Annotated in this window: 26 protein-coding genes; 9 read left to right on the forward strand and 17 right to left on the reverse strand. The window is 68.0% G+C overall.

All coding sequences use genetic code 11. The annotated features are described in order from the left end of the window. Positions 1-95 precede the first annotated feature (95 nt). The 7 genes from gdhA to rpsB all read right to left on the reverse strand — a co-directional run bounded on the left by gdhA (position 96) and on the right by rpsB (position 7,050). Positions 96-1,430, reverse strand: a complete 1,335-nt coding sequence (gene gdhA, locus AAEX57_RS03750) for an NADP-specific glutamate dehydrogenase (protein ID WP_342091084.1) — start codon at positions 1,428-1,430, stop codon at positions 96-98. A 194-nt stretch (positions 1,431-1,624) separates the two neighbouring features. After that, positions 1,625-2,800, reverse strand: a complete 1,176-nt coding sequence (rlmN, locus tag AAEX57_RS03755; protein ID WP_342091092.1) for a 23S rRNA (adenine(2503)-C(2))-methyltransferase RlmN — start codon at positions 2,798-2,800, stop codon at positions 1,625-1,627. Positions 2,801-2,844: 44 nt separating this feature from the next. Further along, positions 2,845-3,732: a phosphatidate cytidylyltransferase gene (locus AAEX57_RS03760; RefSeq protein ID WP_342091083.1), complete on the reverse strand. Its 888-nt coding sequence runs from the start codon at positions 3,730-3,732 to the stop codon at positions 2,845-2,847. 14 nt (positions 3,733-3,746) lie between these two features. Beyond that, a complete protein-coding gene (gene frr, locus AAEX57_RS03765) occupies positions 3,747-4,301 on the reverse strand; it encodes a ribosome recycling factor (protein WP_342091091.1) in 555 nt (184 codons plus the stop codon). A 53-nt stretch (positions 4,302-4,354) separates the two neighbouring features. Beyond that, a complete protein-coding gene (gene pyrH / locus AAEX57_RS03770; protein WP_342091082.1) occupies positions 4,355-5,068 on the reverse strand; it encodes a UMP kinase in 714 nt (237 codons plus the stop codon). Positions 5,069-5,261: 193 nt separating this feature from the next. Continuing rightward, positions 5,262-6,071, reverse strand: coding sequence for a translation elongation factor Ts (gene tsf / locus AAEX57_RS03775; protein ID WP_342091081.1), 810 nt, complete (start codon positions 6,069-6,071; stop codon positions 5,262-5,264). Positions 6,072-6,108: 37 nt separating this feature from the next. Then, complete coding sequence (rpsB, locus tag AAEX57_RS03780; protein ID WP_342091080.1) at positions 6,109-7,050, reverse strand: 30S ribosomal protein S2; 942 nt, start codon at positions 7,048-7,050, stop codon at positions 6,109-6,111. 345 nt (positions 7,051-7,395) lie between these two features. On the opposite strand from rpsB, the gene AAEX57_RS03785 reads away from it, so the two are divergent. After that, entirely contained in the window at positions 7,396-8,394 is a 999-nt protein-coding gene (locus AAEX57_RS03785) for a peptidoglycan DD-metalloendopeptidase family protein (protein WP_342091079.1), read from the forward strand. A gap of 162 nt (positions 8,395-8,556) precedes the next feature. Then, positions 8,557-8,808 (forward strand): CdiA C-terminal domain-containing protein, encoded by a 252-nt coding sequence (locus AAEX57_RS03790; protein ID WP_342091078.1) that lies wholly within the window; start codon positions 8,557-8,559, stop codon positions 8,806-8,808. Positions 8,809-9,001: 193 nt separating this feature from the next. On the opposite strand, the gene AAEX57_RS03795 is transcribed toward AAEX57_RS03790, so the two are convergent. Next, positions 9,002-9,961, reverse strand: a complete 960-nt coding sequence (locus tag AAEX57_RS03795; RefSeq protein WP_342091077.1) for a tyrosine recombinase XerC — start codon at positions 9,959-9,961, stop codon at positions 9,002-9,004. A 22-nt stretch (positions 9,962-9,983) separates the two neighbouring features. Between AAEX57_RS03795 and AAEX57_RS03800 the strand changes: the two genes are divergently transcribed. From AAEX57_RS03800 to AAEX57_RS03810, 3 genes are read left to right on the forward strand one after another with little or no spacing between them, the layout of a single operon-like run. Then, entirely contained in the window at positions 9,984-11,051 is a 1,068-nt protein-coding gene (locus AAEX57_RS03800; RefSeq protein ID WP_342091076.1) for a lactonase family protein, read from the forward strand. Between the two features lie 40 nt (positions 11,052-11,091). Beyond that, a complete protein-coding gene (def, locus tag AAEX57_RS03805) occupies positions 11,092-11,691 on the forward strand; it encodes a peptide deformylase (RefSeq protein ID WP_342091075.1) in 600 nt (199 codons plus the stop codon). After that, positions 11,691-12,155 (forward strand): DoxX family protein, encoded by a 465-nt coding sequence (locus AAEX57_RS03810; protein ID WP_342091074.1) that lies wholly within the window; start codon positions 11,691-11,693, stop codon positions 12,153-12,155. The genes def and AAEX57_RS03810 overlap by 1 nt, the downstream gene beginning before the upstream one ends. Positions 12,156-12,169: 14 nt before the next feature. Here AAEX57_RS03810 and AAEX57_RS03815 read toward each other — a convergent pair whose 3' ends face one another. From AAEX57_RS03815 to AAEX57_RS03825, 3 genes are all read right to left on the reverse strand, one after another. Further along, the gene (locus AAEX57_RS03815; protein WP_342091073.1) at positions 12,170-12,673 is read right to left on the reverse strand and encodes a hypothetical protein; all 504 of its coding nucleotides are present in this window, start codon (positions 12,671-12,673) and stop codon (positions 12,170-12,172) included. Further along, positions 12,670-12,996 carry a PadR family transcriptional regulator gene (locus AAEX57_RS03820; protein WP_342091072.1) on the reverse strand — a complete coding sequence of 109 codons (327 nt, stop codon included), beginning with the start codon at positions 12,994-12,996 and terminating at the stop codon, positions 12,670-12,672. The genes AAEX57_RS03815 and AAEX57_RS03820 overlap by 4 nt, the downstream gene beginning before the upstream one ends. 76 nt (positions 12,997-13,072) lie before the next feature. Next, on the reverse strand, positions 13,073-13,879 hold the full coding sequence (locus AAEX57_RS03825) for a TrmH family RNA methyltransferase (protein ID WP_342091071.1): 807 nt from the start codon (positions 13,877-13,879) through the stop codon (positions 13,073-13,075). 177 nt (positions 13,880-14,056) lie between these two features. Here AAEX57_RS03825 and AAEX57_RS03830 point away from each other — a divergent pair, with 177 nt between their 5' ends. After that, entirely contained in the window at positions 14,057-15,043 is a 987-nt protein-coding gene (locus AAEX57_RS03830; RefSeq protein ID WP_342091070.1) for a bile acid:sodium symporter family protein, read from the forward strand. Positions 15,044-15,052: 9 nt separating this feature from the next. Beyond that, entirely contained in the window at positions 15,053-15,298 is a 246-nt protein-coding gene (locus tag AAEX57_RS03835; RefSeq protein ID WP_342091069.1) for a hypothetical protein, read from the forward strand. 61 nt (positions 15,299-15,359) lie between these two features. Here AAEX57_RS03835 and AAEX57_RS03840 read toward each other — a convergent pair whose 3' ends face one another. From AAEX57_RS03840 to AAEX57_RS03850, 3 genes are all read right to left on the reverse strand, one after another. Then, a complete protein-coding gene (locus tag AAEX57_RS03840; RefSeq protein WP_342091090.1) occupies positions 15,360-16,649 on the reverse strand; it encodes an SPFH domain-containing protein in 1,290 nt (429 codons plus the stop codon). Between the two features lie 62 nt (positions 16,650-16,711). Beyond that, on the reverse strand, positions 16,712-17,221 hold the full coding sequence (locus AAEX57_RS03845; protein WP_342091068.1) for an NfeD family protein: 510 nt from the start codon (positions 17,219-17,221) through the stop codon (positions 16,712-16,714). 10 nt (positions 17,222-17,231) lie between these two features. Next, positions 17,232-18,038, reverse strand: coding sequence for an ABC transporter ATP-binding protein (locus tag AAEX57_RS03850; RefSeq protein WP_342091067.1), 807 nt, complete (start codon positions 18,036-18,038; stop codon positions 17,232-17,234). Between the two features lie 62 nt (positions 18,039-18,100). Between AAEX57_RS03850 and AAEX57_RS03855 the strand changes: the two genes are divergently transcribed. Then, positions 18,101-18,853 carry a hypothetical protein gene (locus tag AAEX57_RS03855; RefSeq protein WP_342091066.1) on the forward strand — a complete coding sequence of 251 codons (753 nt, stop codon included), beginning with the start codon at positions 18,101-18,103 and terminating at the stop codon, positions 18,851-18,853. Between the two features lie 4 nt (positions 18,854-18,857). Here AAEX57_RS03855 and AAEX57_RS03860 read toward each other — a convergent pair whose 3' ends face one another. The 3 genes from AAEX57_RS03860 to fabG all read right to left on the reverse strand — a co-directional run bounded on the left by AAEX57_RS03860 (position 18,858) and on the right by fabG (position 21,601). Next, the gene (locus tag AAEX57_RS03860; RefSeq protein WP_342091065.1) at positions 18,858-19,943 is read right to left on the reverse strand and encodes an endonuclease/exonuclease/phosphatase family protein; all 1,086 of its coding nucleotides are present in this window, start codon (positions 19,941-19,943) and stop codon (positions 18,858-18,860) included. A 76-nt stretch (positions 19,944-20,019) separates the two neighbouring features. Then, positions 20,020-20,793 carry an enoyl-ACP reductase FabI gene (fabI, locus tag AAEX57_RS03865; RefSeq protein ID WP_342091064.1) on the reverse strand — a complete coding sequence of 258 codons (774 nt, stop codon included), beginning with the start codon at positions 20,791-20,793 and terminating at the stop codon, positions 20,020-20,022. A gap of 64 nt (positions 20,794-20,857) precedes the next feature. Next, a complete protein-coding gene (gene fabG, locus AAEX57_RS03870; RefSeq protein ID WP_446721077.1) occupies positions 20,858-21,601 on the reverse strand; it encodes a 3-oxoacyl-ACP reductase FabG in 744 nt (247 codons plus the stop codon). A gap of 108 nt (positions 21,602-21,709) precedes the next feature. Between fabG and AAEX57_RS03875 the strand changes: the two genes are divergently transcribed. Then, positions 21,710-22,075, forward strand: a complete 366-nt coding sequence (locus AAEX57_RS03875) for a DUF3099 domain-containing protein (RefSeq protein ID WP_342091063.1) — start codon at positions 21,710-21,712, stop codon at positions 22,073-22,075. Positions 22,076-22,080: the final 5 nt, after the last annotated feature.

Below are 22,080 nucleotides of genomic sequence, written 5' to 3' on the forward strand. Positions count from 1 at the left end.
AACAGGTCTTGGCCGGCCGGCCTGGCCACCAATCAAGGTGGTACTTCCCTCCTTTTTTCCTGGGGCGGTCAGCGCCGTGTTGGTTGGGCTGAGGCTCAGACCAGACCCATGGCGATCATCGCGTCGGCAACCTTGACGAAGCCGGCGATGTTCGCGCCCAGGACGTAGTCGCCGGGGGCGCCGTACTCCTCGGCGGTGTTGATGCAGTTGTCGTGGATGTTCTCCATGATCTGCGCCAGCCGCTCCTCGGTGTACTCGAAGCTCCAGGAGTCACGCGACGCGTTCTGCTGCATCTCCAGCGCGGAGGTGGCCACGCCACCCGCATTGGCGGCCTTGCCGGGAGCGTAGGCGACGCCAGCGGCGCGGAAGATCTCGATGCCCTCGGGGGTGGTGGGCATGTTGGCGCCCTCCGCCACCACCTTGACGCCGTTCTTCACCAGGGTCTTGGCGGAATCGCCGGGCAGCTCATTCTGGGTGGCGCAGGGCAGGGCGACGTCGGTGGGAATGTCCCACACGCTCCCCTCGGTACGCAGCTCGGCACCGGAGCGACGAGCGACGTAGTCCGCAGCGCGTCCACGCTCGACCTCCTTGACCTGCTTCAGCAGCTCCAGGTCGATCCCCTCGGCGTCGTAGACGTAGCCCGACGAGTCGCTGAAGGAGTGCACCTTGGCACCCAGCGCCTGAGCCTTCTCGATGGCGTAGATCGCCACATTGCCGCCGCCGGAGACCGTGACGCGCTGGCCGTCGAAGCTGGAACCCTTCTGCTCCATCATCCGGTTGGCGAACAGCACGGTGCCGTAACCGGTGGCCTCGGTACGCACCAGCGAGCCGCCCCAGGTGAGGCCCTTGCCGGTGAGCACGCCCGCCTCGTAGCGGTTGGTGATGCGCTTGTACTGGCCGAACAGGTAGCCGATCTCGCGACCACCCACGCCGATGTCACCGGCGGGGACGTCGGTGTACTCGCCCAGGTGGCGGTACAGCTCGGTCATGAAGGACTGGCAGAAGCGCATCACCTCGGCGTCGGACTTGCCATGCGGGTCGAAGTCCGAGCCGCCCTTGCCGCCGCCGATGGGCATGCCGGTCAGGGAGTTCTTGAAGACCTGCTCGAAGCCCAGGAACTTCACGATGCCCAGGTAGACGGAAGGGTGGAAGCGCAGGCCACCCTTGTACGGGCCGAGGGCCGAGTTGTACTCGACCCGGAAGCCACGGTTGATCTGCACCTTGCCCTTGTCGTCCATCCACGGGACGCGGAAGATGATCTGCCGCTCGGGCTCGCACATCCGCTCAAGCACATTGGCCTCGGTGTACTGGGGGTTGCGCTTGAGGACGGGGCTCAGGCTGTCGAGCACCTCCTTGACGGCCTGATGGAATTCCACCTCACCGGGATTGCGCTTCACGACGGTCTCGTAGACGAGTTCCAGATCAGCCATGGGGACTCCTTCTTCCGGGCACGCTCAATGCGTGCACTGCGGTTGGCTGGCCCGGCGCGGTCACGACTCCAGATTGGAGGCCGAACCACGCCCGGACTGGGCGCCGCATGCCGCAGCACCCAGCTGCACATTACAGAGAGCTCCGAAGCTGACACACATCGGCCACCATGTGAATGGCTCTTTCAGTCACCGGATCAATTCATCGTTGCGGCGAGCTGGCCGCAGGCACCGTCGATCTCCTGACCGCGGGTGTCGCGCACGGTGACCGGGATTCCCCAATTCTCCAAGGTCTTCACGAAGGCCTGCTCGTCACTCTTGCGTGAGGCGGTCCACTTCGACCCCGGGGTGGGATTCAACGGAATCAGGTTGACGTGCACCCAACCCCAGTCACCGCGGGCCTTGAGCCGCTTGGCCAGCAGCGCCGCCCGCTCGGCCTGGTCATTGATGTCCTTGATCATGATGTATTCGATGCTGACCCGGCGCCGGGTGGTCCTGGCGTACTCCCAGGCCGCGTCCAGTACCTCGTCGATCTTGTACCGGTTGTTGATCGGCACCAGCTCGTCGCGCAGCTCGTCATCGGGAGCGTGCAGGCTGATCGCCAGCGTAACCGGCAGTCCCTCGGCGGTCAGTTGCTGGATCTTCGGCACCAGACCGACGGTGGAGACGGTGATCCCGCGCTTGCTCATCCCCAGGCCATTGGGGGTCGGGTCGCTGATGGCCCGCACCGCGCCCAGCACGGCCTTGTAGTTGGCCAGCGGCTCCCCCATCCCCATGAAGACGATGTTGTTCACCTGGCCGACGCCGCCGGGCAGCTGCCCCGACGCCAGCACCTGCTCCGCCTTCATCACCTGGGCGACGATCTCGCCGGTGGACATGTTGCGCTGCAGCCCGCCCTGGCCGGTGGCGCAGAAGGGGCAGGCCATGCCGCAGCCCGCCTGGGAGCTGATGCACAGGGTGGAGCGGACGTGGCTTTGCTGGTCGTCGGGCAGGCCACGCTTGACGCCGTAGCGCATCAGCACCGACTCCACCAAGGAGCCGTCGTGCAGCCGCCACAGGGTCTTGACGGTGGTGTCCCCGTCGCAGCGCTGCTCGCTCATCGGAGTGACCAGCTCGGGGAAGAAGCGCTCGGCCACCTCGTCCCGGGCACTCCTGGGCAGGTCGCTCCAGGTGGTCGGGTCGGTCTCGAAGCGTTCGAAGAAGTGCTTGGAGATCTGCTGCGCCCGGAAGGCGGGCAGGCCCAGCTCCTTGACGGCCTCGACGCGTTCGTCGACGGTCAGGTCGATCCAGTGCTTGGCCGGCTTTCCGCGTCGGGGCGCGGCGAAGACCAGCGGCAATTCCTTGCCCGGCTCGGCCAGCGGCTCGGCGGGCATGGCGAGGGTCTTGGGGGCCGCGTGATTGCGGCCGTCGGGGGCGCTCACAGTCCGGGCACCATCACGAACATGGCGAACCACGCCACCGGGGCTGCCACCAACAGCGAGTCGAGCCGGTCCATCACGCCTCCGTGTCCGGGCAGGAAGGAGCTCATGTCCTTGATGCCCACATCTCTCTTGATCATGGATTCCACCAGGTCACCGGCGGTGCCGAAGGCCACCAGCAGCAGCCCGAGCACCGCCCCCACCGGCCACGGCGCGTGCAGCAGCCAGTGTGCGCAACCGGCACCCAACAGCATCGCCGCCAGCACCGACCCAGCGAAACCCTCCCAGGTCTTCTTGGGGCTCACCCGCGGCGCCATCGGATGCTTGCCGAAGAGCACCCCCGCGATGTAGCCGCCGGTGTCGGAGGCGATCACGCACAGCAGGAAGGTGATGATCCGTTGCCGGCCGTTGTCGTCGGCCAGCATCAGCGCGACGGTGGAGCCCAGCAGCGGAATGTAGGCGATGGTGAACAGGCTGGCCGAGGTGTCCCGGATGAAGCCCTCCGCACCGCCCCGCAGCCGCAGCACCAGACAGACCAGCGTGGTGACCGCCAACAGCCCGATGATCAGGGTGTTCGACGGCATGTGTTGCGCCGGGTGCTGACCGGCATAGTAGGAGCCGATCACCGTCGCAGCCGTGCCGATCACGATCGGCACGATCTCCGAGCGGGCACCCAGCCGCTCCAGTGCGTGGTGGATCTCCATGGCGCCCAGGCTGAGCGCCATGGCCACCAGCAGGATGAAACCCCAGTTCCACCAGGCCAGGGTGACGACGACAGAACCGAACAACCCCACGCCGACCGCGATTGCCGCCGGCAGGTTTCGGCCTGCGCGGGACGGCTTCGGCGGTGGGGTGAGGTCGGACGGGGCGATCTTCTCCTGGCTCATGGGTGACGTGCTGCTCAGACCTCGAGCAGTTCGGCTTCCTTGCTCTTGAGCAGCTCGTCGATCTGCTCGACGAACTTCTTGGTGGAGGCGTCCAGGGCCTTCTCGGCGCGAGTGGCCTCGTCCTCGCCGATCTCCTTGTCCTTCTCCAGGCGCTTGATGGCGTCGTTGGCGTGGCGGCGCACATTGCGCACGCTGACCCGGCCCTCTTCGGCCTTGTGCTTGGCCATCTTGATGTACTCCTTGCGCCGGTCCTCGGTCAGGGCCGGCAGGATGCAGCGGATCATGTTGCCGTCATTCGACGGATTCACGCCCAGATCGGAGTCCCGAATGGCCTTCTCGACGGCATTCAGTGCGGAGCGATCGAAGGGGGTGATCAGGATGGTGCGGGCCTCCGGCACCTGGAAGGTGGCCAGCTGCTGCAGCGGGGTCGGGGCGCCGTAGTAGTCCGCCATCAGCTTGTTGAACATGGCGGGATGGGCGCGCCCGGTGCGGATCCCAGCGAACTCCTCGCGGGCGAAGTCGACGGCGGAGGCCATCTTCTTCTCGGCGTCCTTGATGATGTCGGTGATCACGATTGTTCCTTAGGTGGTGTTGGGACTTCTTCAGTGAAAGGGTGACTTGCTCAGCGGTGGATGGTGGTGCCGATCTGCTCGCCGGTGGCGGCCTTGGCGATGTTGCCGTCGACGGTCAGGTTGAAGAAGACCATCTTCAGGTTGTTGTCCCGGGCCAACGAGATGGCGGCGGCGTCGGCCACCTTCAGGTCCTTGGCCAGATAGTCGTCGTAGCTGAGCTCATCGAACATCTTGGCGTCGGGATTGGTCTTGGGATCGGAGTCGAAGACGCCGTCGACGCCCTGCTTGCCCATCAACAGCGCCTCGCAGCCGATCTCCAGCGCGCGCTGGGCGCTGACGGTGTCAGTGGAGAAGTAGGGCATGCCCGCTCCGGCACCGAAGATCACGATCCGGCCCTTCTCCAGGTGACGCACGGCGCGCCGGGGAATGTACGGTTCGGCAACCTGGGTCATGGTGATGGCGCTCTGGACGCGGGTGGGGACGCCGGCCTTCTCGCAGAAGTCCTGCAGGGCGATGGCATTCATCACGGTGCCCAGCATGCCCATGTAGTCGGCGCGTTCGCGTTCCATGCCGTTCTGGCTGAGCTCGGCACCGCGGAAGAAGTTGCCGCCGCCCACGACGATCGCCACCTCCACGCCGCTCTTGGCGACGTCGGCCACCTGACGGGCGATGTTGGCCACGACTGCCGGGTCGACGCCGACCTTGCCACCGCCGAAGACCTCACCGGACAGCTTCAGCAGCACTCGCTTGTAGGGCTTGCTCACGTATTTCTCCTTATGGATCGCCCAGTCCCCCCGACCGGGCTTGTGGCAGCCACGCCGAGGCGTAGCGTCTGCCACTCTACTGAACTTTGCGTGCCACGTCGGCTCGGGAGGCTGCGGACACGACGATGGGGAGGGTTCCGGATGGAACCCTCCCCATCAACCACCGGTCAGCGCCGCCGGAGCGGCAACCGGCTCAGTGGCCGGCGGACAGCCGCGCGAAGCGGGTGACCTTGACGCCGGCAGCATCCAGCAGCTGGCCGACGGTCTTCTTGTCGTCGGAGACAGCGGGCTGCTCCACCAGGCAGACATCCTTGTAGAAGCCACCCAGGCGACCCTCGACGATCCGATCCAGGATCTTCTCGGGCTTGCCCTCCTCCAGAGCGGTCTCCTTGGCGATGCGGGCCTCCTTCTCGACCAGCTCGGCGGGGACGTCCTCGCGGCTGACGAACTGGGGCTGCATGGAGGCGATCTGCAGGGCGACCGAGTGCACCAGGGCCTCGTCCGCACCCTCGTACTCCACGATCACGCCGACCTGCGGCGGCAGGTCCTGCGAGCGGCGGTGCAGGTAGGTGTGGGTCTCACCCTCGTAGCTCACGGCTTCCTTGAGCTCGAGCTTCTCACCGATCTTGGTGGCCAGCGCCTCGACGGCGGACTGGACGGTGCCGTCCTCCAGGGCGACCGCATTGGCGGCCTCGACACCATTGGCGCCAGCGGCGGCCACGGCGGCGACGATCTTGTCGGCAAGGGCGATGAACTCGGCGTTCTTGGCGACGAAGTCGGTCTCGGAGCCCAGCTGGATCAGGCTCTTGCCGCTCGAGGCGACGATGCCATTGCTGGCCTCGCGATCCGAACGCTTGGCCATCTTGGCCTGGCCGGTGACCCGCAGGATCTCGACGGCGCGCTCGAAGTCGCCCTCCGCCTCGGTCAGGGCCTTCTTGGCATCCATCATTCCGGCGCCGGTGGCGTCGCGGAGCTTCTTCACATCGGCAGCAGTGATTGCCATGTCAATTTCCGTTCTTGGAAGTTGTTGCGGGACGGATTCAGTTGGCTTCGGTGGCGGCAGCAGCCTCAGCCGGGGCCTCGGCAGCGTCGACGGCGGGAGCCTCGGCCTCGACGGCGGGGGCAGCCTCAGCGGCGGGGGCCTCAGCCTCGACGGCGGGAGCCTCAGCCTCGGCGGGAGCCTCGGTCTTGGCCTCGGCCTCGGGGGCCTTGGCGTCGCCGGCCAGCAGCTCCTTCTCCCAGTCGGCCAGCGGCTCGGCGGCGGGAGCGTCGGCGTCGGCGGCATTGCCACCGGAACGCTGCAACAGGCCGTCGGCGGCGGCGTCGGCGATGATCCGGGTCAGCAGCGAGACGGAGCGGATCGCGTCGTCGTTGCCCGGGATCGGGAAGTCGACCTCGTCGGGATCACAGTTGGTGTCCAGGATGGCGACGACGGGGATGCGCAGCTTGCGCGCCTCGTCGATGGCCAGGTGCTCCTTCTTGGTGTCGACGATCCACACGGCCTGCGGGGCGCGGGCCATGTCACGGATGCCGCCAAGGGTCTTCTCCAGCTTGTCCTTCTCGCGCTTGAGACCCAGCAGTTCCTTCTTGGTGAGGCCGGAGGCGGCCACGTTCTCGAAGTCCATGACCTCGAGCTCCTTCAGGCGCTGCACGCGCTTGATGACGGTCTGGTAGTTGGTGAGCATGCCGCCCAGCCAACGCTGGTTCACGTAGGGCATGCCGACGCGGGTGGCCTGCTCGGCGATGGTCTCCTGCGCCTGCTTCTTGGTGCCGACGAAGAGCACCTGGCCGCCGCGGGCGACGGTCTCCTTGACGAAGGCGTAGGCCTTGTCGATGTAGGTCAGCGACTGCTGCAGGTCAATGATGTAGATGCCATTGCGCTCGGTGAAGATGAAGCGCTTCATCTTGGGGTTCCAGCGACGGGTCTGGTGTCCGAAGTGGACACCGCTCTCGAGCAGCTGGCGAGTGGTGACGACGGCCATGGCCGGTCCTTTCAGTCGTGGACGCAACGGCGCCCACACGGTTCCAAAGAAGCAACGAACTCTTCGTTGCCCACCTGATGCGCCGTCCGGCCTCCGCCCGCGTTGCCACGGGACCGCAGGAGACCCGACCCCCGAGGGGGATGAGCGCATGCGAAGTCAGCCCGAATCGGTTCGAGCTGCGCCTGCATTCTATGGGCTCCGGCATCCGGCAACCAAACCGGCTGATCCGGCCCTGTTGCGGCCCCTCCCGGGCGGAGTTGTCCACAGGTTGGAGGCTCCGGAAGAATTGTCCACAGGCCCCGGATGGCCTGACGCGAACGGACGCGTTTTGCACACACTCTGGGCATGACGGAATCCGTGAACCGAGGCCTGCGCTTGTTGCTGCTCGTGCTGCTGGTTCTGGGGCTGTGGACCCACCCGGACCCGGTGCGGCTGAGCGCCCCCGCGGCCATCGCCGCGCCCGCACCTCCCCCGCCCCTGCTGCGCCCCGTGGAGGGCGAGGTGGGCAGGGCCTTCGATGGGCCGAAGCAGAAGTGGGGCCGGGGGCATCGCGGGGTCGACCTGGCGGCGCGCCCCGGCGAGGCCGTGCTGGCCTCTGCGGACGGTGTCGTCGCCTTCGTCGGGCGGGTGGTGGACCGGGAGGTGCTCTCACTCACCCATGCCGGTGGCTACCGCACGACGCACGAGCCGGTACACGCGACGGTGACGGTCGGCCAGCGGGTGCGGGCCGGCGACGTGATCGGCTACGTGATGGCCGGCACGGAATGCCCCGACGGCTGCCTGCACTGGGGGCTGAAACTGGGCGAGCAGTACCTGGACCCGATGCGCTACCTGGCCACCACCGGGGTGCGGCTGTTGCCCGAAGATGCGCGAGTGGCGGCGCCTCCCCCGGCCGCCACCGGAGCTTTGCTGCAGACCCTCACGTCACCCCCGCTGCCGGCGGCATCCGGCGGGCTGGTCCGGCCGGCGTCGGGCCCGGTCACCTCGCCCTTTGGGCAACGCTTCCACCCGGTGCTGCACGTCTGGAAGCTGCACGACGGGATGGACTTCGGCGCCCCCTGTGGCACCCCGGTGCGGTCGGCGGCAGCGGGGCGGGTGGTGCTGACCGAGTTCAACGTCGCCTACGGCAACCGGGTGATCGTGGAGCATGGCAGCATCGGCGGGAGATCGGTGCGCACCTCCTACAACCACCTCAGTTCCATCGCCGTGACCACCGGGCAGACCGTGGCCCAGAACCAGTCCGTGGGCCAGGTGGGCAGCACCGGCTACTCGACGGGCTGCCACCTGCACTTCATGGTCTGGGCCAATGGCGGCCTCACCAACCCGGCCGGGTGGGTGCGGTGAGAATTGTGCAAACACGTTCCCCAGCAGAGCGGTTCCGTTCTAGTACCGCCGGGCCTGGTCATCGCGCCTCATGAACGCGCCACGGCTGAGGCTCTCGCGGCCCACTGTGTTGGTGTCTTCTTCCTTCCACTGGTTCATGAAGAGGGCCGCAGGAGCCCAGACGTGAAGATCAACGGCGAGGTGTGGGAGTTCAAGTCACCCACCGACTCCTCGCTCAGGAGCACGATCGCCAGCCAGTTCAAGCGAGCTCAGCACCAGTCGCCCAGAGTGGTGATCGACCTACAACGGTGCGGCCTCCCCGACGCTTTGGCCGTCGCACAGTGCGTACGGCGTTTGCAAGGACAGAAGCGGATCAGGCGGCTGAACGTCCTCGACAAGACTCGCGCCGTGGCCTTCTGTGGAGCTATCGACTAGAATTTGACACGAAGGCGGCAGCCAGCCCACCGGGGGGAAACTCTCGGGCAGGCCAGCCGCCTTCCTCATTTGTCGGGCTCGCACCGGTCTGGCAGAGGGTGGCCTGTGGGCGCCCACCAAACCTGATCTGTTGGTCGCCCGGAAGCTCGCCCCGCATCTGATCTGACCCGAGCTGGCACTTGGGGCGCACAACTCAGGCGCGCGGGTGGGCCTGGTTGAAGGCGGCCCGCAGGCGCTCATTGCTGACATGGGTGTAGATCTGGGTGGTGGCCAGTGAGGCGTGCCCCAGCATCTCCTGCACGCTGCGCAGATCGGCGCCCCCCTCCAGCAGGTGGGTGGCCATCGCGTGCCGCAGGCCGTGTGGGCCCAGATCCGGCGCCTGGGGCACCGCCTCCAGCGCGTGGTGCACCACCCGTCGGGCCACCCGGGGATCGATCCGGTCGCCACGAGCCCCCAAGAAGAGCGCATTGGTCGTGACCCCACCCTGCAGCTGGCCGCGGGCCCGCAGCCAACGCTCCACCGCGGCGATGGCGGGCTCGCCCAGCGGGACGGTGCGTTCCTTGTTGCCCTTGCCCAGCACCCGGGCGGTGCGACGGGCGAAGTCCAGATCCGCCAGATCCAGCCCGCACAATTCACTGACCCGGATCCCGCAGCCGTAGAGCACCTCCAGGATGGCGACGTCGCGGATGGGCAGCGGCCCATCGCCCTCCGCGGCCCGGGCGGTGGCCGCGGCAAAGAGCTCGTCCACATCGGCCCTGGCCAGGTCGAGCGGCAGCCGCCGGGGCACCCGTGGCGACTTCAGGCCGGCCGCCGGGTCGCTGGCGACCAGACCCTCCCGGGCGGCCCAGGCGAAGAAGACCCGCGCCACGCCGCTGCGTCGCTGAAGTGTCGCCGGGCTGGCACCGTCGGCCTGCATCGCCGCCAGCCAGCCGCGCAGGTCACGCAATTCCACCCCGGCCACCCCGGGGATCCCCCGGGCGAGCAGGTGGGTCAGCAGCGCCGTGACATCGCCACGATAGGCGCGCACGGTATGGGTCGAGTTGCCGCGTTCCTGGCTCAGCCAGACGGTGAACTCGTCCAGCACGGAACGCGATTCCGCGCTCAGCGTGAGCTGGGGAGCGGAATCCTCGGGCGAAGAGCTGGCTGCTGGCATGCCGCAAGTCTAGATTTCACGCATGAGCGAAAACGCGCAGCCGCACGTCCACTTGCTGATCGGGTGCTACACCGATGAGTCCGGCACCGACGGAATCCTGCCCACCCACCTGACCCCGAGCGGCCCCACTGTCTCCGGCCCCGGCGTCGAGCTGCCCAACGCCAGCTGGCTGGTGCACCACGATGGCCTGGTGCTGGCGGTCAGCGAGTGGGTCCCCGGGCGGCTGGCGGTGCTGCGGCACGACGGCGAGCAGTGGCGGGTGGCCAGCAGCGCCCCCACCCAGGGCGCAGATCCCTGCCACCTGGCGGTCTCCCCCGACGGGGCGTGGATCGCGGTGGCCAACTACGGCTCGGGCTCGGTCAGCCTGTTCGTGACGCCCGGCAGTGCGTCGCTGGATGAGCCGCTGGCGGTGCTGGCCTTCGAGGGCAACGGTCCGGTGGCGGGGCGGCAGGATTCGTCGCATGCCCATCAGGTGACCTGGCTGGACGACGACCACCTGCTGGTCTGCGATCTGGGCGCCGACCAGTTGCGCGTCGTCCGGGTGCGCGCCACCGGTGGGGGCGCCGAACTGGAGGAGCTGACGGCGGTGAACCTGCCGCCCGGCACCGGCCCGCGCCACCTGGTACTGCGGCAGACCGCGCCGAGCGAGCAGCAGGTTGCCGTCGCCGGTGAGTTGAACGGGCAGGTGATCGGGCTCCGGCACGAGGGCACCGACTGGGCCAATGGCTGGTGGGTGGGGCACAACGTGCTGGCCACCCACACGCCGGGCGCGTCCCAACCGTCGGGGCTGCGCTGGTTCGGCCATGACCTGGTGCTGGCCAATCGCGGCACCGACACCATCGCGCTGGTGCGCTGGGGTGACGACGGCACGCTGGCGCTGGTCAGCGAGTCACCCTGTGGCGGCCGCAGCCCGCGAGACCTTGCCGAACACGGCGGGCTGCTCTTCGTCGCCAATCAGGAGTCCGACGAGGTCAGCATGCTGGCCCACCGAGGCGACGGCTTCGAGCAGGTCGGGCAGCTCCAGGTGCGGCGCCCGGCAAGCCTGCTCTTCGGCTCCGTCGATGACGGCCAGACGGGCGCGACGCGATAGGTTGTGCCCCGAAGGTTCACCATCGCAAGGAAGGCAGGACATGGGCGCGAAGAGTCTCGAGGAGCTCACCACCGGAGGTACGCTGCGGCGGATCACCCGCTGGGGTGAGCCGGTGATGCACGCCCCCACGCGCCCCGTCACCAACTTCGACGACGAGCTGCACGAGCTGATCCGCGACATGTTCGCCACCATGGAGGCCTCGCAGGGCGTTGGCCTGGCGGCCACCCAGGTGGGCGTCGACCTGGCCCTGTTCGTCTACCGCTGCCCCGACGAGGACCTGCGGGAGCAGGTGGGTGTCTTCTGCAATCCCGTCGTCACGTTGCCGACGGGCAAGGAGCGCAATCTGGACGCCAGCGAGGAGGGGTGCCTGAGCTGGCCGGGCGGCTACCAGCCCCTGGCGCGGCCCGACAAGGCCACCTGCACCGGCCAGGATGCCTTCGGCAATGAGCAGACCGTGGTGGGCACCGGCCTGTTGGCCCGTTGCCTGCAGCACGAGACCGATCACCTGGGCGGCACCGTCTTCGGCGATCGGCTCAGCGCGCGATCGCGCCGCAAGCTGGACGAACAGCACGAGCAACTCAAGCACCTCTACCCCGACGACTGGCCCATCACCCCCAAGGGACGCCGGGACGACGCCTGATGCACCCGACCCAGACGCCCTACACCGAGAACCCCCTGCGCGCGATCCTGCTGCTCGCCTGCCGCGTCGCGCTGGGCGTAATCTTCTTCACCCACGGTTGGAGCAAATTCACCGACCCGACCATCCAGGCGACCATCAAGCAGTTCACCACCTGGGGCATCCCGTACCCGGGGATCTCCGCACCCCTGGTGGGAGCGCTGGAGGTGATCGGCGGCGCCTGCCTGGTGCTGGGCGCCTACACCTGGGTGGTGTGCGTCCTGCTGAGCCTGGAGATGGCCGGCGCCATCTGGTTCATCCACCGCCACAACGGCTTGCTGGTTGGCAAGGGCGGTTGGGAATACAGCGCCGCCCTGATCGCCGGGCTGATCAGCCTGTCGATCGCCTCCGCCGGGCAGTTCAGCTACGACGCCTGGGCCAATGGGGATGATTCCCCCAAGCGGCGGCGCACCACCCGTCGTCGCTGAGCACGCCACCCGGATCAGCGACGGCCGAACATCCGCCAGATCCGCGACGCCAGCAGGAAGCACACGGCCGGCAGCCCGAAGAGCAACCATGGGCTGATCCGGGTCTGCAGCTGGAAGTTGTCGTCGCGGTCCATCGCTGTCGCCTCCACACCCGGCAGCAGGGTGATCCGGTCAGAGACGGTTCGCCCGTTCAGACCGGCCGCCATCGCCCCGTCGATGAATGCGGCGCTGGCAAACAGCGACAGCAGGCAGATCAGCGCGAAGGCCAGCATCGCCGCAACGGCTCCGGAATTCCAGGCCGGGCGACGCGGGTCGCGCACCGCATCGGCGCTCTGCTTGGCCAGCAGCCGGATGCTCCCCAGTCCGTCGCGGGCTCGCTCCCAGCCCACCTCCGCGCTGGCCTCGGCCAGGTTGGCCTTGAGTTCCCTACGGAGCTGGCGACGGGCCTTCCACGGGGCGCCGTAGAAGTCCAGCCAGAAGTCATAGCGAGTGTCGAGCCACTCGGAACGGATACTCATCTCTCCTCCTTGACGATCACCTCGACGGCGGTGGCGAGTTCTCGCCAGGCGCCGAGCAGTCGGTGGCACTCCGCGCGTCCGGCGGGAGTGGTGGTGTAGTACTTGCGCGCCGGGCCGGTCGCCGAGGGGCGCAGCTCGGAGGCGAGCATTCCCGCCTTCTCCAGCCGGGTCAGCGCCGGGTAGACCGTCGCCTCGCCCAGGTCGTCAAACCCTGCCTCCCGCAGCCGGGTGACCACCGCATAGCCGTAGTCGGTCCGCCGGTCCAGCAGGAGGAGCAGCAGGGGCGCGAGCACCCCCTTCAACATCTGCGGATCGTGTTCCATGACTCAATGCTCATGTCAGATACTAGATATTGTCAAGTACCTGACCATGGCGAGATCTGGTGGGCGATCGGGCAGCTCAGGGGCGCAGGACGTAACAGACGACGGCGGTCGCGGCGGCGACGTTGAGCGAGTCGACGCCGTGGCCCATCGGGATCCGCACGACGGCGTCGGCCTGGGCCAGCCAGCGCTCACTCAGCCCGGCACCCTCGGTGCCCATCAGCACCGCGAGCCTCTCCCCCGGCGCCACCCGGGCCGCCAGCTGGTCCAGGCTGATCGAGTCATCCCGCAGGGCCAGGGCGACGATGGTGAAGCCGGCCCGCTTGAGCCGCTCCAGGTCATGCTCCCAGTCCTGCATCCGCGCCCACGGGAGGCTGAAGACCGCGCCCATCGAGGTCTTCACCGAGCGCCGGTAGAGCGGATCGGCGGCCCGGGGCGCGAGCAGCACGCCGTCCCAGCCGAGGCCGGCGGCGGAGCGCAGGATCGCGCCGATGTTGGTGTGGTCGACGATGTCCTCCACCACCACAAGACGTCGGGCGTCCAGCAGGTCGTCCACCCGGTGCCGAGTCTGGCGTTCGATCGAGGCCAGGGCGCCGCGGTGCACGTGGAAGCCGGTGACCTGTTCGGCCAGCGCGAAGTCGACGATGTAGACATCCGCGTCACAGCCATCCAGCACGTCGCGCAGTTCGTCGGCCCAGCGCTGGGTGAGCAGGAAGGAGCGCGGCCGGTAACCGCCCTCGATGGCGCGTCGAATCACCTTGGCGCCCTCGGCGATGAAGAGCCCCTCGGCGGCCTCCATCGAGTGCCGCAGCGAGGTCTCCCGCAGCGCGACGTAGTCCCGCAGCCGCGGGTCGACAGGGTCGGTGATCTCGACGAAGGTGGCCACCGCAGGATTCTAGTCAGGCCGGGTTTCTCGGTGGGCCACCGTAGCCGCCAGCGACGTGCGAAGGATCCCTCGCCTCCGCGTTGAGGGGCTGGAACGCCGCGCTCGGCGCACTCGGCATCCATGTCCAGCTGGGCCACCCCAAGCGCGTCGGCGACGACGGTTAGGCTGTGCCGCATCATGACTGTGCGCCTTCCCAGACTCGACTACTTCCTGCTGGCCATCATCGCGGCCGCCGTCGTGGCCAGCATCTTCCCGGCCACTGGCGGTCTGGTGCCCGTCGTCAGCTGGGCCAGCAAGATCATGATCGCCATTCTGTTCTTCCTCTACGGCGCCCGGCTCAGCCCGCACGAGGCGCTGCAGGGGCTCAAGCACTGGCGGCTGCACTCGGTGATCCTGACCTTCACCTACCTGCTCTTCCCGGTGATCGGCCTGGCGATGCGGCTGTTGGTGCCGGGCCTGCTCAGCGAGGAGCTCTACCGCGGGATGCTCTGGCTCTGTCTGGTGCCGTCAACGGTGCAGTCCAGCATCAACTTCACCTCCATCGCCCGCGGCAATGTGGCCGGCGCCATCGTCAGCGCCTCCTTCTCCAACCTGATCGGGGTGGTGGTCACTCCCCTGCTGGCGCTGCTGCTGATGAGCACCACCGGCGGGTTGAAGATCGACGCCAGCTCGGTGCTGGACATCGTCGTGCAACTGTTGGTGCCCTTCGCGCTGGGCCAGCTCTCGCGTCGCTGGACCGCCGCCTTCGTGAAGCGGCACAAGAAGTTGAAGCTGGTGGACCAGGGCTCGATCGTGCTCGTGGTCTACTCCGCCTTCAGCGCTGGCATGCGGGACCACATGTGGACCAAGGTGCACGTGCTGGACATCGTCAAACTCGTGGTGGTCTGTCTGGTGCTGCTGGCCTTCATGCTGTGGCTGACCTGGCACGTCGCGCGCCTGCTGGGCTTCAACCGGGCCGACGCCATCGCCATCCAATTCTGCGGCACCAAGAAGTCGCTGGCGACGGGCGTACCGATGGCCACCGTGTTGTTCGCCAACATCCCCGACGTGGGTCTGATGGTGCTCCCGCTGATGGTCTTCCACCAGGTTCAGCTGATGGCCTGCAGCGCCATGGCCGGCCGTTACGCCCGGCAGGTGCCCGACGAGCCACTCGTCGACGCCTAGGCTGGGCGCATGGCAGAGATCCGAAAGCACAAGCCGTCGGCTGGCTCCCCTATCGCCCAGGCGCTGGAGAAGGCGCTCGGCGCCGCCGTCCGGCCCGTCGCGCCGGGAGCGCCGCCGCAGCCCAACAGCCCCGAGCGGACTCCCGCGGTCAAGCCGCCGACCGTCGGCGCGACCTCGATCCCCGGTGGCGGCTGGGTGAAGATCAAGCCCAGCCAGGCACCCAAGGTGACCAAGCACGACGACGAGGAAGACTGAGATCAACGCAACGTGCCCCGGTGGAATCATCCACCGGGGCACGCTTCAGGTTGTCAGCTGGTCACTGGCCCTGCTGCGGGGGCTCCCAACCGGTCTGGTAGCTCGGCCCAGCCGGGGCCTGGCCATTGCCGTCCTGGTACTGGCCGGGAACCTGCATCGGCTGCGGCTGGTCGGCCGGGGCGACGGCGTCGGACTGACCCTGACCAATCCCGGGTGCCGCGGTGGAGCCGCCGATCTGTGCCGCACCCGCGGAGGGATCCAGCGGTGCGCTCTGCTTGCGCGGCTTGATCGCGGGATTGGAGAGCTTCTCCGCCTCCTCGATCACCGACTGCACCGTCTTGTCGCTCTGGGCGCGCTCCTGGTCCGTCTGGGCCTGGATCTCGGCCATCACGTCCACCTTCTCCGGCGCGGAGAACTTGGTCTTGTCGACGGGGTTGAAACCCTGCAGCTTCTCGGCCAATTCGGTGCCGCCGACCGCCGAACCAAGCCCCTTGAGGGCGTCGTTCAGCTCGCTCGGCACGATCCACACCTTGTTGGAGTCGCCGCGGGCCAGCGCGGGCAGCATCTGCATGTACTGGTATGCCAGCAGGCCCTGGTCGGGCTCGCCGGCGTGGATGGCGTTGAAGACGGTGGTGATGGCCTGGGCCTCGCCTTCGGCGCGCAGCATCTGCGCCTGCCGGTCGGCCTGGGCGCGCAGCACCGCGGCCTCCCGATCGCCCTGGGCACGCAGGATCGCGGATTCCCGCTCACCGCCGGCGGAGAGAATCTGCGACTGCCGCTGGCCCTCGGCCAGCAGGATCTGGGCCCGCTTGTCGCGCTCGGCCCGGGCGCCCTTCTCCATCGCGTCGCGAATGGTGGCCGGCGGCTCGATGGCGCGCAGCTCGACGCGGTTCACCTTGATGCCCCACTTGCCGGTGGCCTCGTCCAGCACGGCGCGCAGCTTCTGGTTGATCTCCTCGCGGGAGGTCAGCGCACGCTCCAGATCCATGCCGCCGATGATGTTGCGCAGCGTGGTCATGGTCAGCTGCTCGATGGCGCCACGGTAGTTCTGCGCCTCGTAGGCGGCGCGGACCGGATCGACGATCTGGAAGTAGATCACCGAGTCGATGTTCACCATCAGGTTCTCTTCGGTGATCACGCCCTGCGGCGGGAAGGCCTGCACCTCCTCGCGCATGTCCATCGTGTAACGCACCCGGTCAACCAACGGCACCAGCAGGTGCGGACCCGGTTCCAGCGTCCGGCGGAACTTGCCCAGCCGCTCCACCACCGCGATCTGCTGCTGCTTGATGATCCGCAGCGACTGCTGCAGCGCGATGACCACGAAGACGATCAGCAAGATCATCAGGATCATTCCGATTTCCATCAATCCTCCTCAAGGGGAAACCGGGATTTCCTCCCGGCAAGGGGTGTTGATCAGTTCTCGAGCATTCGACGCTGCGTGCCCAGTTCCCGTTCCACGGGGTAGACCACCAGCGTCGTCCCGTCCACTTCATACACCTCGACGAGGTCGCCGACCCCGATCTGGAGGTCTGCATTCAAGCTGCGCGCAGTCCAGATCTCGCCGTTGACCTTCACCTCGCCGCCGCTGCGGGTGATGGCGGCGGTGGCCAGACCCTCGGAGCCCACCAGCTTGCTCAGGCTGGAGCGGTAGCCGGGGGCATTGCGCACCCGACGCAGCAGGGTGGGGCGCAGGAAGCCGAGCATGGCGGCGGCGACGGCCAGGGCGACGACCACCTGCAGCCAGACCATCGTCGGGAGGAAGAAGGAGACCACTCCGCCGACAAGGGCGCCCGAGGCGAGCATCAGCAGCGTGAGGTCCAGGGTGAGCATCTCGGCGCTGGCCAGGACCAGGGCGATGGCGCCCCACAAGGCCCACAGGTTGTCGCCCACCCAGTGGACGAACTCGCCTTCCTGCGGAATCATCTGCGCTCCTCTATTCGGTGGTCGCCCGGCGGGCTCGGATGGCACGCGCGGTCAGGCGACCGTCGATCCGGTCCAGTTGCAGGGGCAGGTCGAAAGTCTCGCTGAGGTTCTGTGAGGTCAGCACCAGGTGCGCCGGGCCAGCGGCCACGATCTTGCCCTCCTTCAGCAGCAGGGCGTGGGTGATCCCGTCGGGAATCTCCTCGACGTGGTGGGTGACCAGCACGGTGGCGGGCGCGTACAGGTCGTCACACAGCTCGCTCAGGCTGGCAACCAGCTCCTCCCGCCCGCCGATGTCCAGCCCGGCGGCCGGCTCGTCCAGCAGCAGCAGCTCCGGGTCGGTCATCAGGGCGCGGGCAATCAGCACCCGCTTGCGCTCCCCCTCACTGAGGGTGCCGAAGGTGCGATCCGCCAAGTGGTCGACGTGCATCTGGGCCATCAGTTCCTTGGCCCGCTCGTGATCCATCGAGTCGTAGTGTTCCCGCCAGCGGCCCATCACGGCGTAGGAGGCGGAGACCACGATGTCACTGACCGTCTCGCTCTTCGGGATCCGATCCGCGACGGCCGACGAGGTGACGCCGATCCGGGGACGCAGCTCGAAGACGTCGACGGTGCCCAACACCTCACCCAGGATGCCGGCGACGCCGGTGGTGGGGTGCATCTGGCAGGCCAGGATGTTCATCAGGGTGGTCTTGCCAGCGCCATTGGGCCCGACGATCACCCAGCGGTCGCCCTCCTCGACGTCCCATGTGACGTCGTCCAGCAACCACTTCGTTCCGCGTCGAACGCCAACCCCGGACAGATCCACGACACTTGCCATGGCTGAAACCTATCCGAGTCGCGGGGCATGCCCAAGCCCGACGCCCTCGTTATCCTCACATCATGCTCGACGTCAGCCTTCGCCTGGCCACCACCCTCAATCGCCTAGCCAGCGGCCGGACCAATGCACCCGACGCGGAACAGGTGGTGCGTGGCGACGGCACGCCGCACCACGTCGTCGATCCCGACGGCCTGTTGGGGCTGGACCCCTTGCGGGCTGTCCCGCTCCGGCTGGCACTGGCCCGGTTGGAGCACGGCCGCCTGGGGTCTCCCAACCCAACGGAGGGTGCGACGCCGGTCTGGGCCCTGCTGCTGCCCCGCCCGGGACGCCCCGCCGGATTGCGTGGGCCGGCGGACTTCACCCGGGCCGCGCTGGAGTGCGAGTCGGTGGTGCTCACCCACGACGGGACGCTGGCCTGGCTCGGGGAACGGGTCGGTGGTGGAGTGCAGTGGCGACTGGCCCGGGCCGATCGGCCGCTGCCCCCGCCTGATCCGCGGGAGTGCGCCCGGCAGTTCTCCCGCACGGTGGCGCAGGCCGCGAGCGTGCTCTCGGAGCTGGATCTGGCCGTCGGTGCCCGCCCGGGCGAGGTGCACGCCCCGGTGCTGGGCGAGGGCTACCCGTCGCGTTCCCAGACCCTGCTCGATCGGGCCTGGCTGGTGCTGCTGGCCGTCGACGCCGCCCTGGCAAGCCAGCACGAGGTGCTGCACTCGCACGCCGTCCTGACGCGAGAGCGGCACCTGCGAGAACTCGCAGATGCCGCCCTGGATGCGATCAGTGCCGCCACCTCTTGGCCCGAGTGGGTGCTGGAGGTGTGAGCGGTCAGCGCCGCTTGGCCTTCGGGCCGGTCAGCCGGTAGCTCGCCAGCACGGCCTTGTGGTCCGTTGGCCACGGCGTCGGGCTGCTGAGGACGTCGTCGGTGGCGTCCGGCCTGCGCTCATTGCGGACAATGGAACCAGCCGGCCCGACGATGCCCGCATCCAACAGTTTCAGTCCCGGCATCGGCGAGGTGAAGATGTAGTCAATCCGATCCCGCTCGTCGGCCTTGGGCGCCCACGCCAACTGGTCCAGGCGGGCGAGCGGATTGTCGGCCGGCCAGGTCATTCCCGGGTGCGTGACCGGGTTGGGGTAGATGGTGCGATAAGCGTCGATGAAACCCGCCTCGGCCAGCTTCTGGGTGGACTGCCACGGGATGACCAACCCATGGTGGTCGTACAGATCCTTGGTGGCCGCGGTCCAGTCCAAGACGCTGGGCTCATTGAAGTCGCCACCCAGCAGCACGGAGCGTCCCTTGCTTCGCTCGTCGGCCGCATCGGTCAGGAAGGTGTCGATCACGCGAGGACGGCCCGAACGCAGGTTGTCCGCGAGGATCGCATCAACATCATCCACCGGACCGGTGGGGATCTGGCCCCATCCGTACTCCTCGAAGGGCCCGCTGGCTGAGCCGCCACCGTAGCCACGCGGAAGGTAGGTGGCGTACCAGCGGTACTCGAAGTGGGCTGCGTAGCAGGCAACCTGACGCCCTCGGATATCAATCACGGCCTTGGTGATGAACGGAAGCTGGCCGGTTTCCAAGATCGGGTAACGGGAGAGCACCCCGGTGTCGGAACTCTCGGCATACCGCCACGACTCACCCGCGGTGCTCAACTGGGCGGCAAGCTTGGCGGTGGATTCGCCTGACTCGGAGAGCAGGACGACATCGGCTCTCGTCTGGCGAATCACCGCGGTGACGAGTTCCAGACCGGGCTCGATCACGGTGCCGCCGAACCAGATGTTGATGGCCAGGACACGCAGCGTCTCGGGCTTCTGGGCGTGGGCAGCGGGCGCGGCGAGCGTACTGCTGGCCGCCACCGCGGCGCCGACTGCGGTGGCGCCCAAGACGCCGCGACGGGTGATGGGGTGGTTCATGTTGCCTCCAGATGGGGATGGGTCAATCTGGACGCTAGAGATCACTCGTAAACCGTTGCCCAACAGGGAATGTCGCTCAGGCGCCCATCGAGTGCACGCCACCGTCGACGTGGATCATCTCGCCGGTGGTCTTCGGGAACCAGTCGCTGAGCAGCGCGACGACGCCCTTGGCGGTCGGAACGGCATCCTGCAGGTCCCAACCCAGCGGGGCGCGCTCGTCCCAGACGTCGTTGAAGGTGTTGGAGCCGGGGATCGCCTTCTTGGCGATGGTGTCCAGCGGGCCGGCGGCGATGATGTTGCAGCGCACGCCTTCCGGGCCCAGGTAGCGGGCCAGGTAACGGCTGGTGGACTCCAACGCGGCCTTGGCGACGCCCATCCAGTCGTAGGTGGGCCAGGAGATCCGACCGTCGAAGCTGAGGCCGACGACGGACACGTCGTCGCTGAACAGCGGCTTGCAGGCCATGGTGAGGCTCGCCAAGGAGTAGCTGGAGACCTTCAGCGAGGTGGCGACGTCCTCCCACGGGGTGGTCAGGAAGCCACCGCCCAGCGCGGTCTCCGGGTTGGCGAAGGCGATGGAGTGCACGACGCCGTCGATCCGGTCCATCCCGTTGGCGCGCAGCATGTCGGGCAGCGCGGCCAGGGCTTCCTCGTCGGTGACATTCAGCTCGATCACCGGCGGCACCGGGTCGAGGGCCTGGACGACGCGGTTGGTGAGGCTGAGCGCCCGCCCGAAGTTGCTGACGATGACCGTCGCGCCCTGCTCCTGCGCGATCTTGGCCACCTGGTAGGCGATCGAGGTCTTGTGGGTCACGCCGGTGACCAGGATGTTCTTGCCTTCGAGGATTCCCATGGATTGCCTTCTGTGCTTGGCTTTGCGATGCCGGACGAGTGGAACGGGTGGATGGACGGAAGGGTCAGTGTCCCATGCCGAGGCCGCCGTCGACGGGAACCACGGCGCCCGTCACGTAACCGGCGGCATCGCTGGTGAGGTAGCGCACGGCGGCGGCGACGTCGTCGGGGCTGCCCAGCTTGCCCACCGGGATCTGGCCCTGGTAGCGCTTGATGGTCTCCTCGTCGAGCACGGCGGTCATGTCGGTCTCGATGAAGCCGGGGGCCACCACATTGCAGGTGATCCCGCGGCTGCCCAGCTCGCGGGCCGTGCTGCGGGCCATGCCCACCAGCGCGGCCTTGGAGGAGGCGTAGTTGACCTGACCGGCCGAGCCCAGCAGGGCCACGACGGAGCTGATCAGCACGATCCGGCCGTGCTTCAGCTTCATCATCGGCCGCACGGCGCGCTTCACCACCCGGAAAGTGCCGGTCAGGTTGGTGTCCACCACGGCCTCGAAGTCCTCGTCGGACATCCGCATCAGCAGCCCATCCTTGGTGATGCCGGCATTGGCCACCAGGATCTCCACGGGGCCGTTGGCCTCTTCGACGGCCGTGAACGCCGCCTCCACCTGCTCGGGATCGGTGATGTCGCACTGCACGCCCAGCACGCCCTCGGGCACGTCACCGGAGCGGTAGGTGGCGGCCACCTTGTGACCGGCCCGCTGCAGGTCCGCGGCGATGGCACGGCCGATGCCCTTGCTGCCGCCGGTGACCAGCACGCTGCGGGCGATGAAGTCGGAATTCTGGGAGTCGACGCTGTTTTGGCTCACCCAATCAAGCTACCCAAGTCCCCCCGTTCGGCCGGTGTGCTGGCGAACAATGTCGTCTGGGCTTCTTTGGAGGATTCCGACCGTGGCCCGGAGTCGTAGAGTGGCTCCATGGCCACTCACACCAGCGCGGATCGGGCCGCCTCACCGGCGACGCCCGATGAGCCGGTGGTGATCACCGATGCGCGGCTTGCCCGCAGCGACGACATCGAGATGCGGCAGCGCCGCTACGCCTACACCATGCTGATCCGCACCGTCTGCTTCGTCGCGATGTTCTTCGTCCCCGGCCTGTGGCGGTGGGTTTGCCTGGCCGGTGCCTCCGTGCTGCCGGCCATTGCGGTGATCCTGGCCAATGCGCGGGAGAACCGCACCCATCCGCAGGATCTCAACCCTTCCGACGAGGAGCCCGAGGTGGCCATGCCGATGCTGGCACCCGGGCCGGTGATCAAGGGCACCGTTGTCGGCGACGACGGGTAGGGTCG

The organism is Luteococcus sp. H91, from assembly GCF_038433135.1.
GTDB lineage: Bacteria > Actinomycetota > Actinomycetes > Propionibacteriales > Propionibacteriaceae > Luteococcus.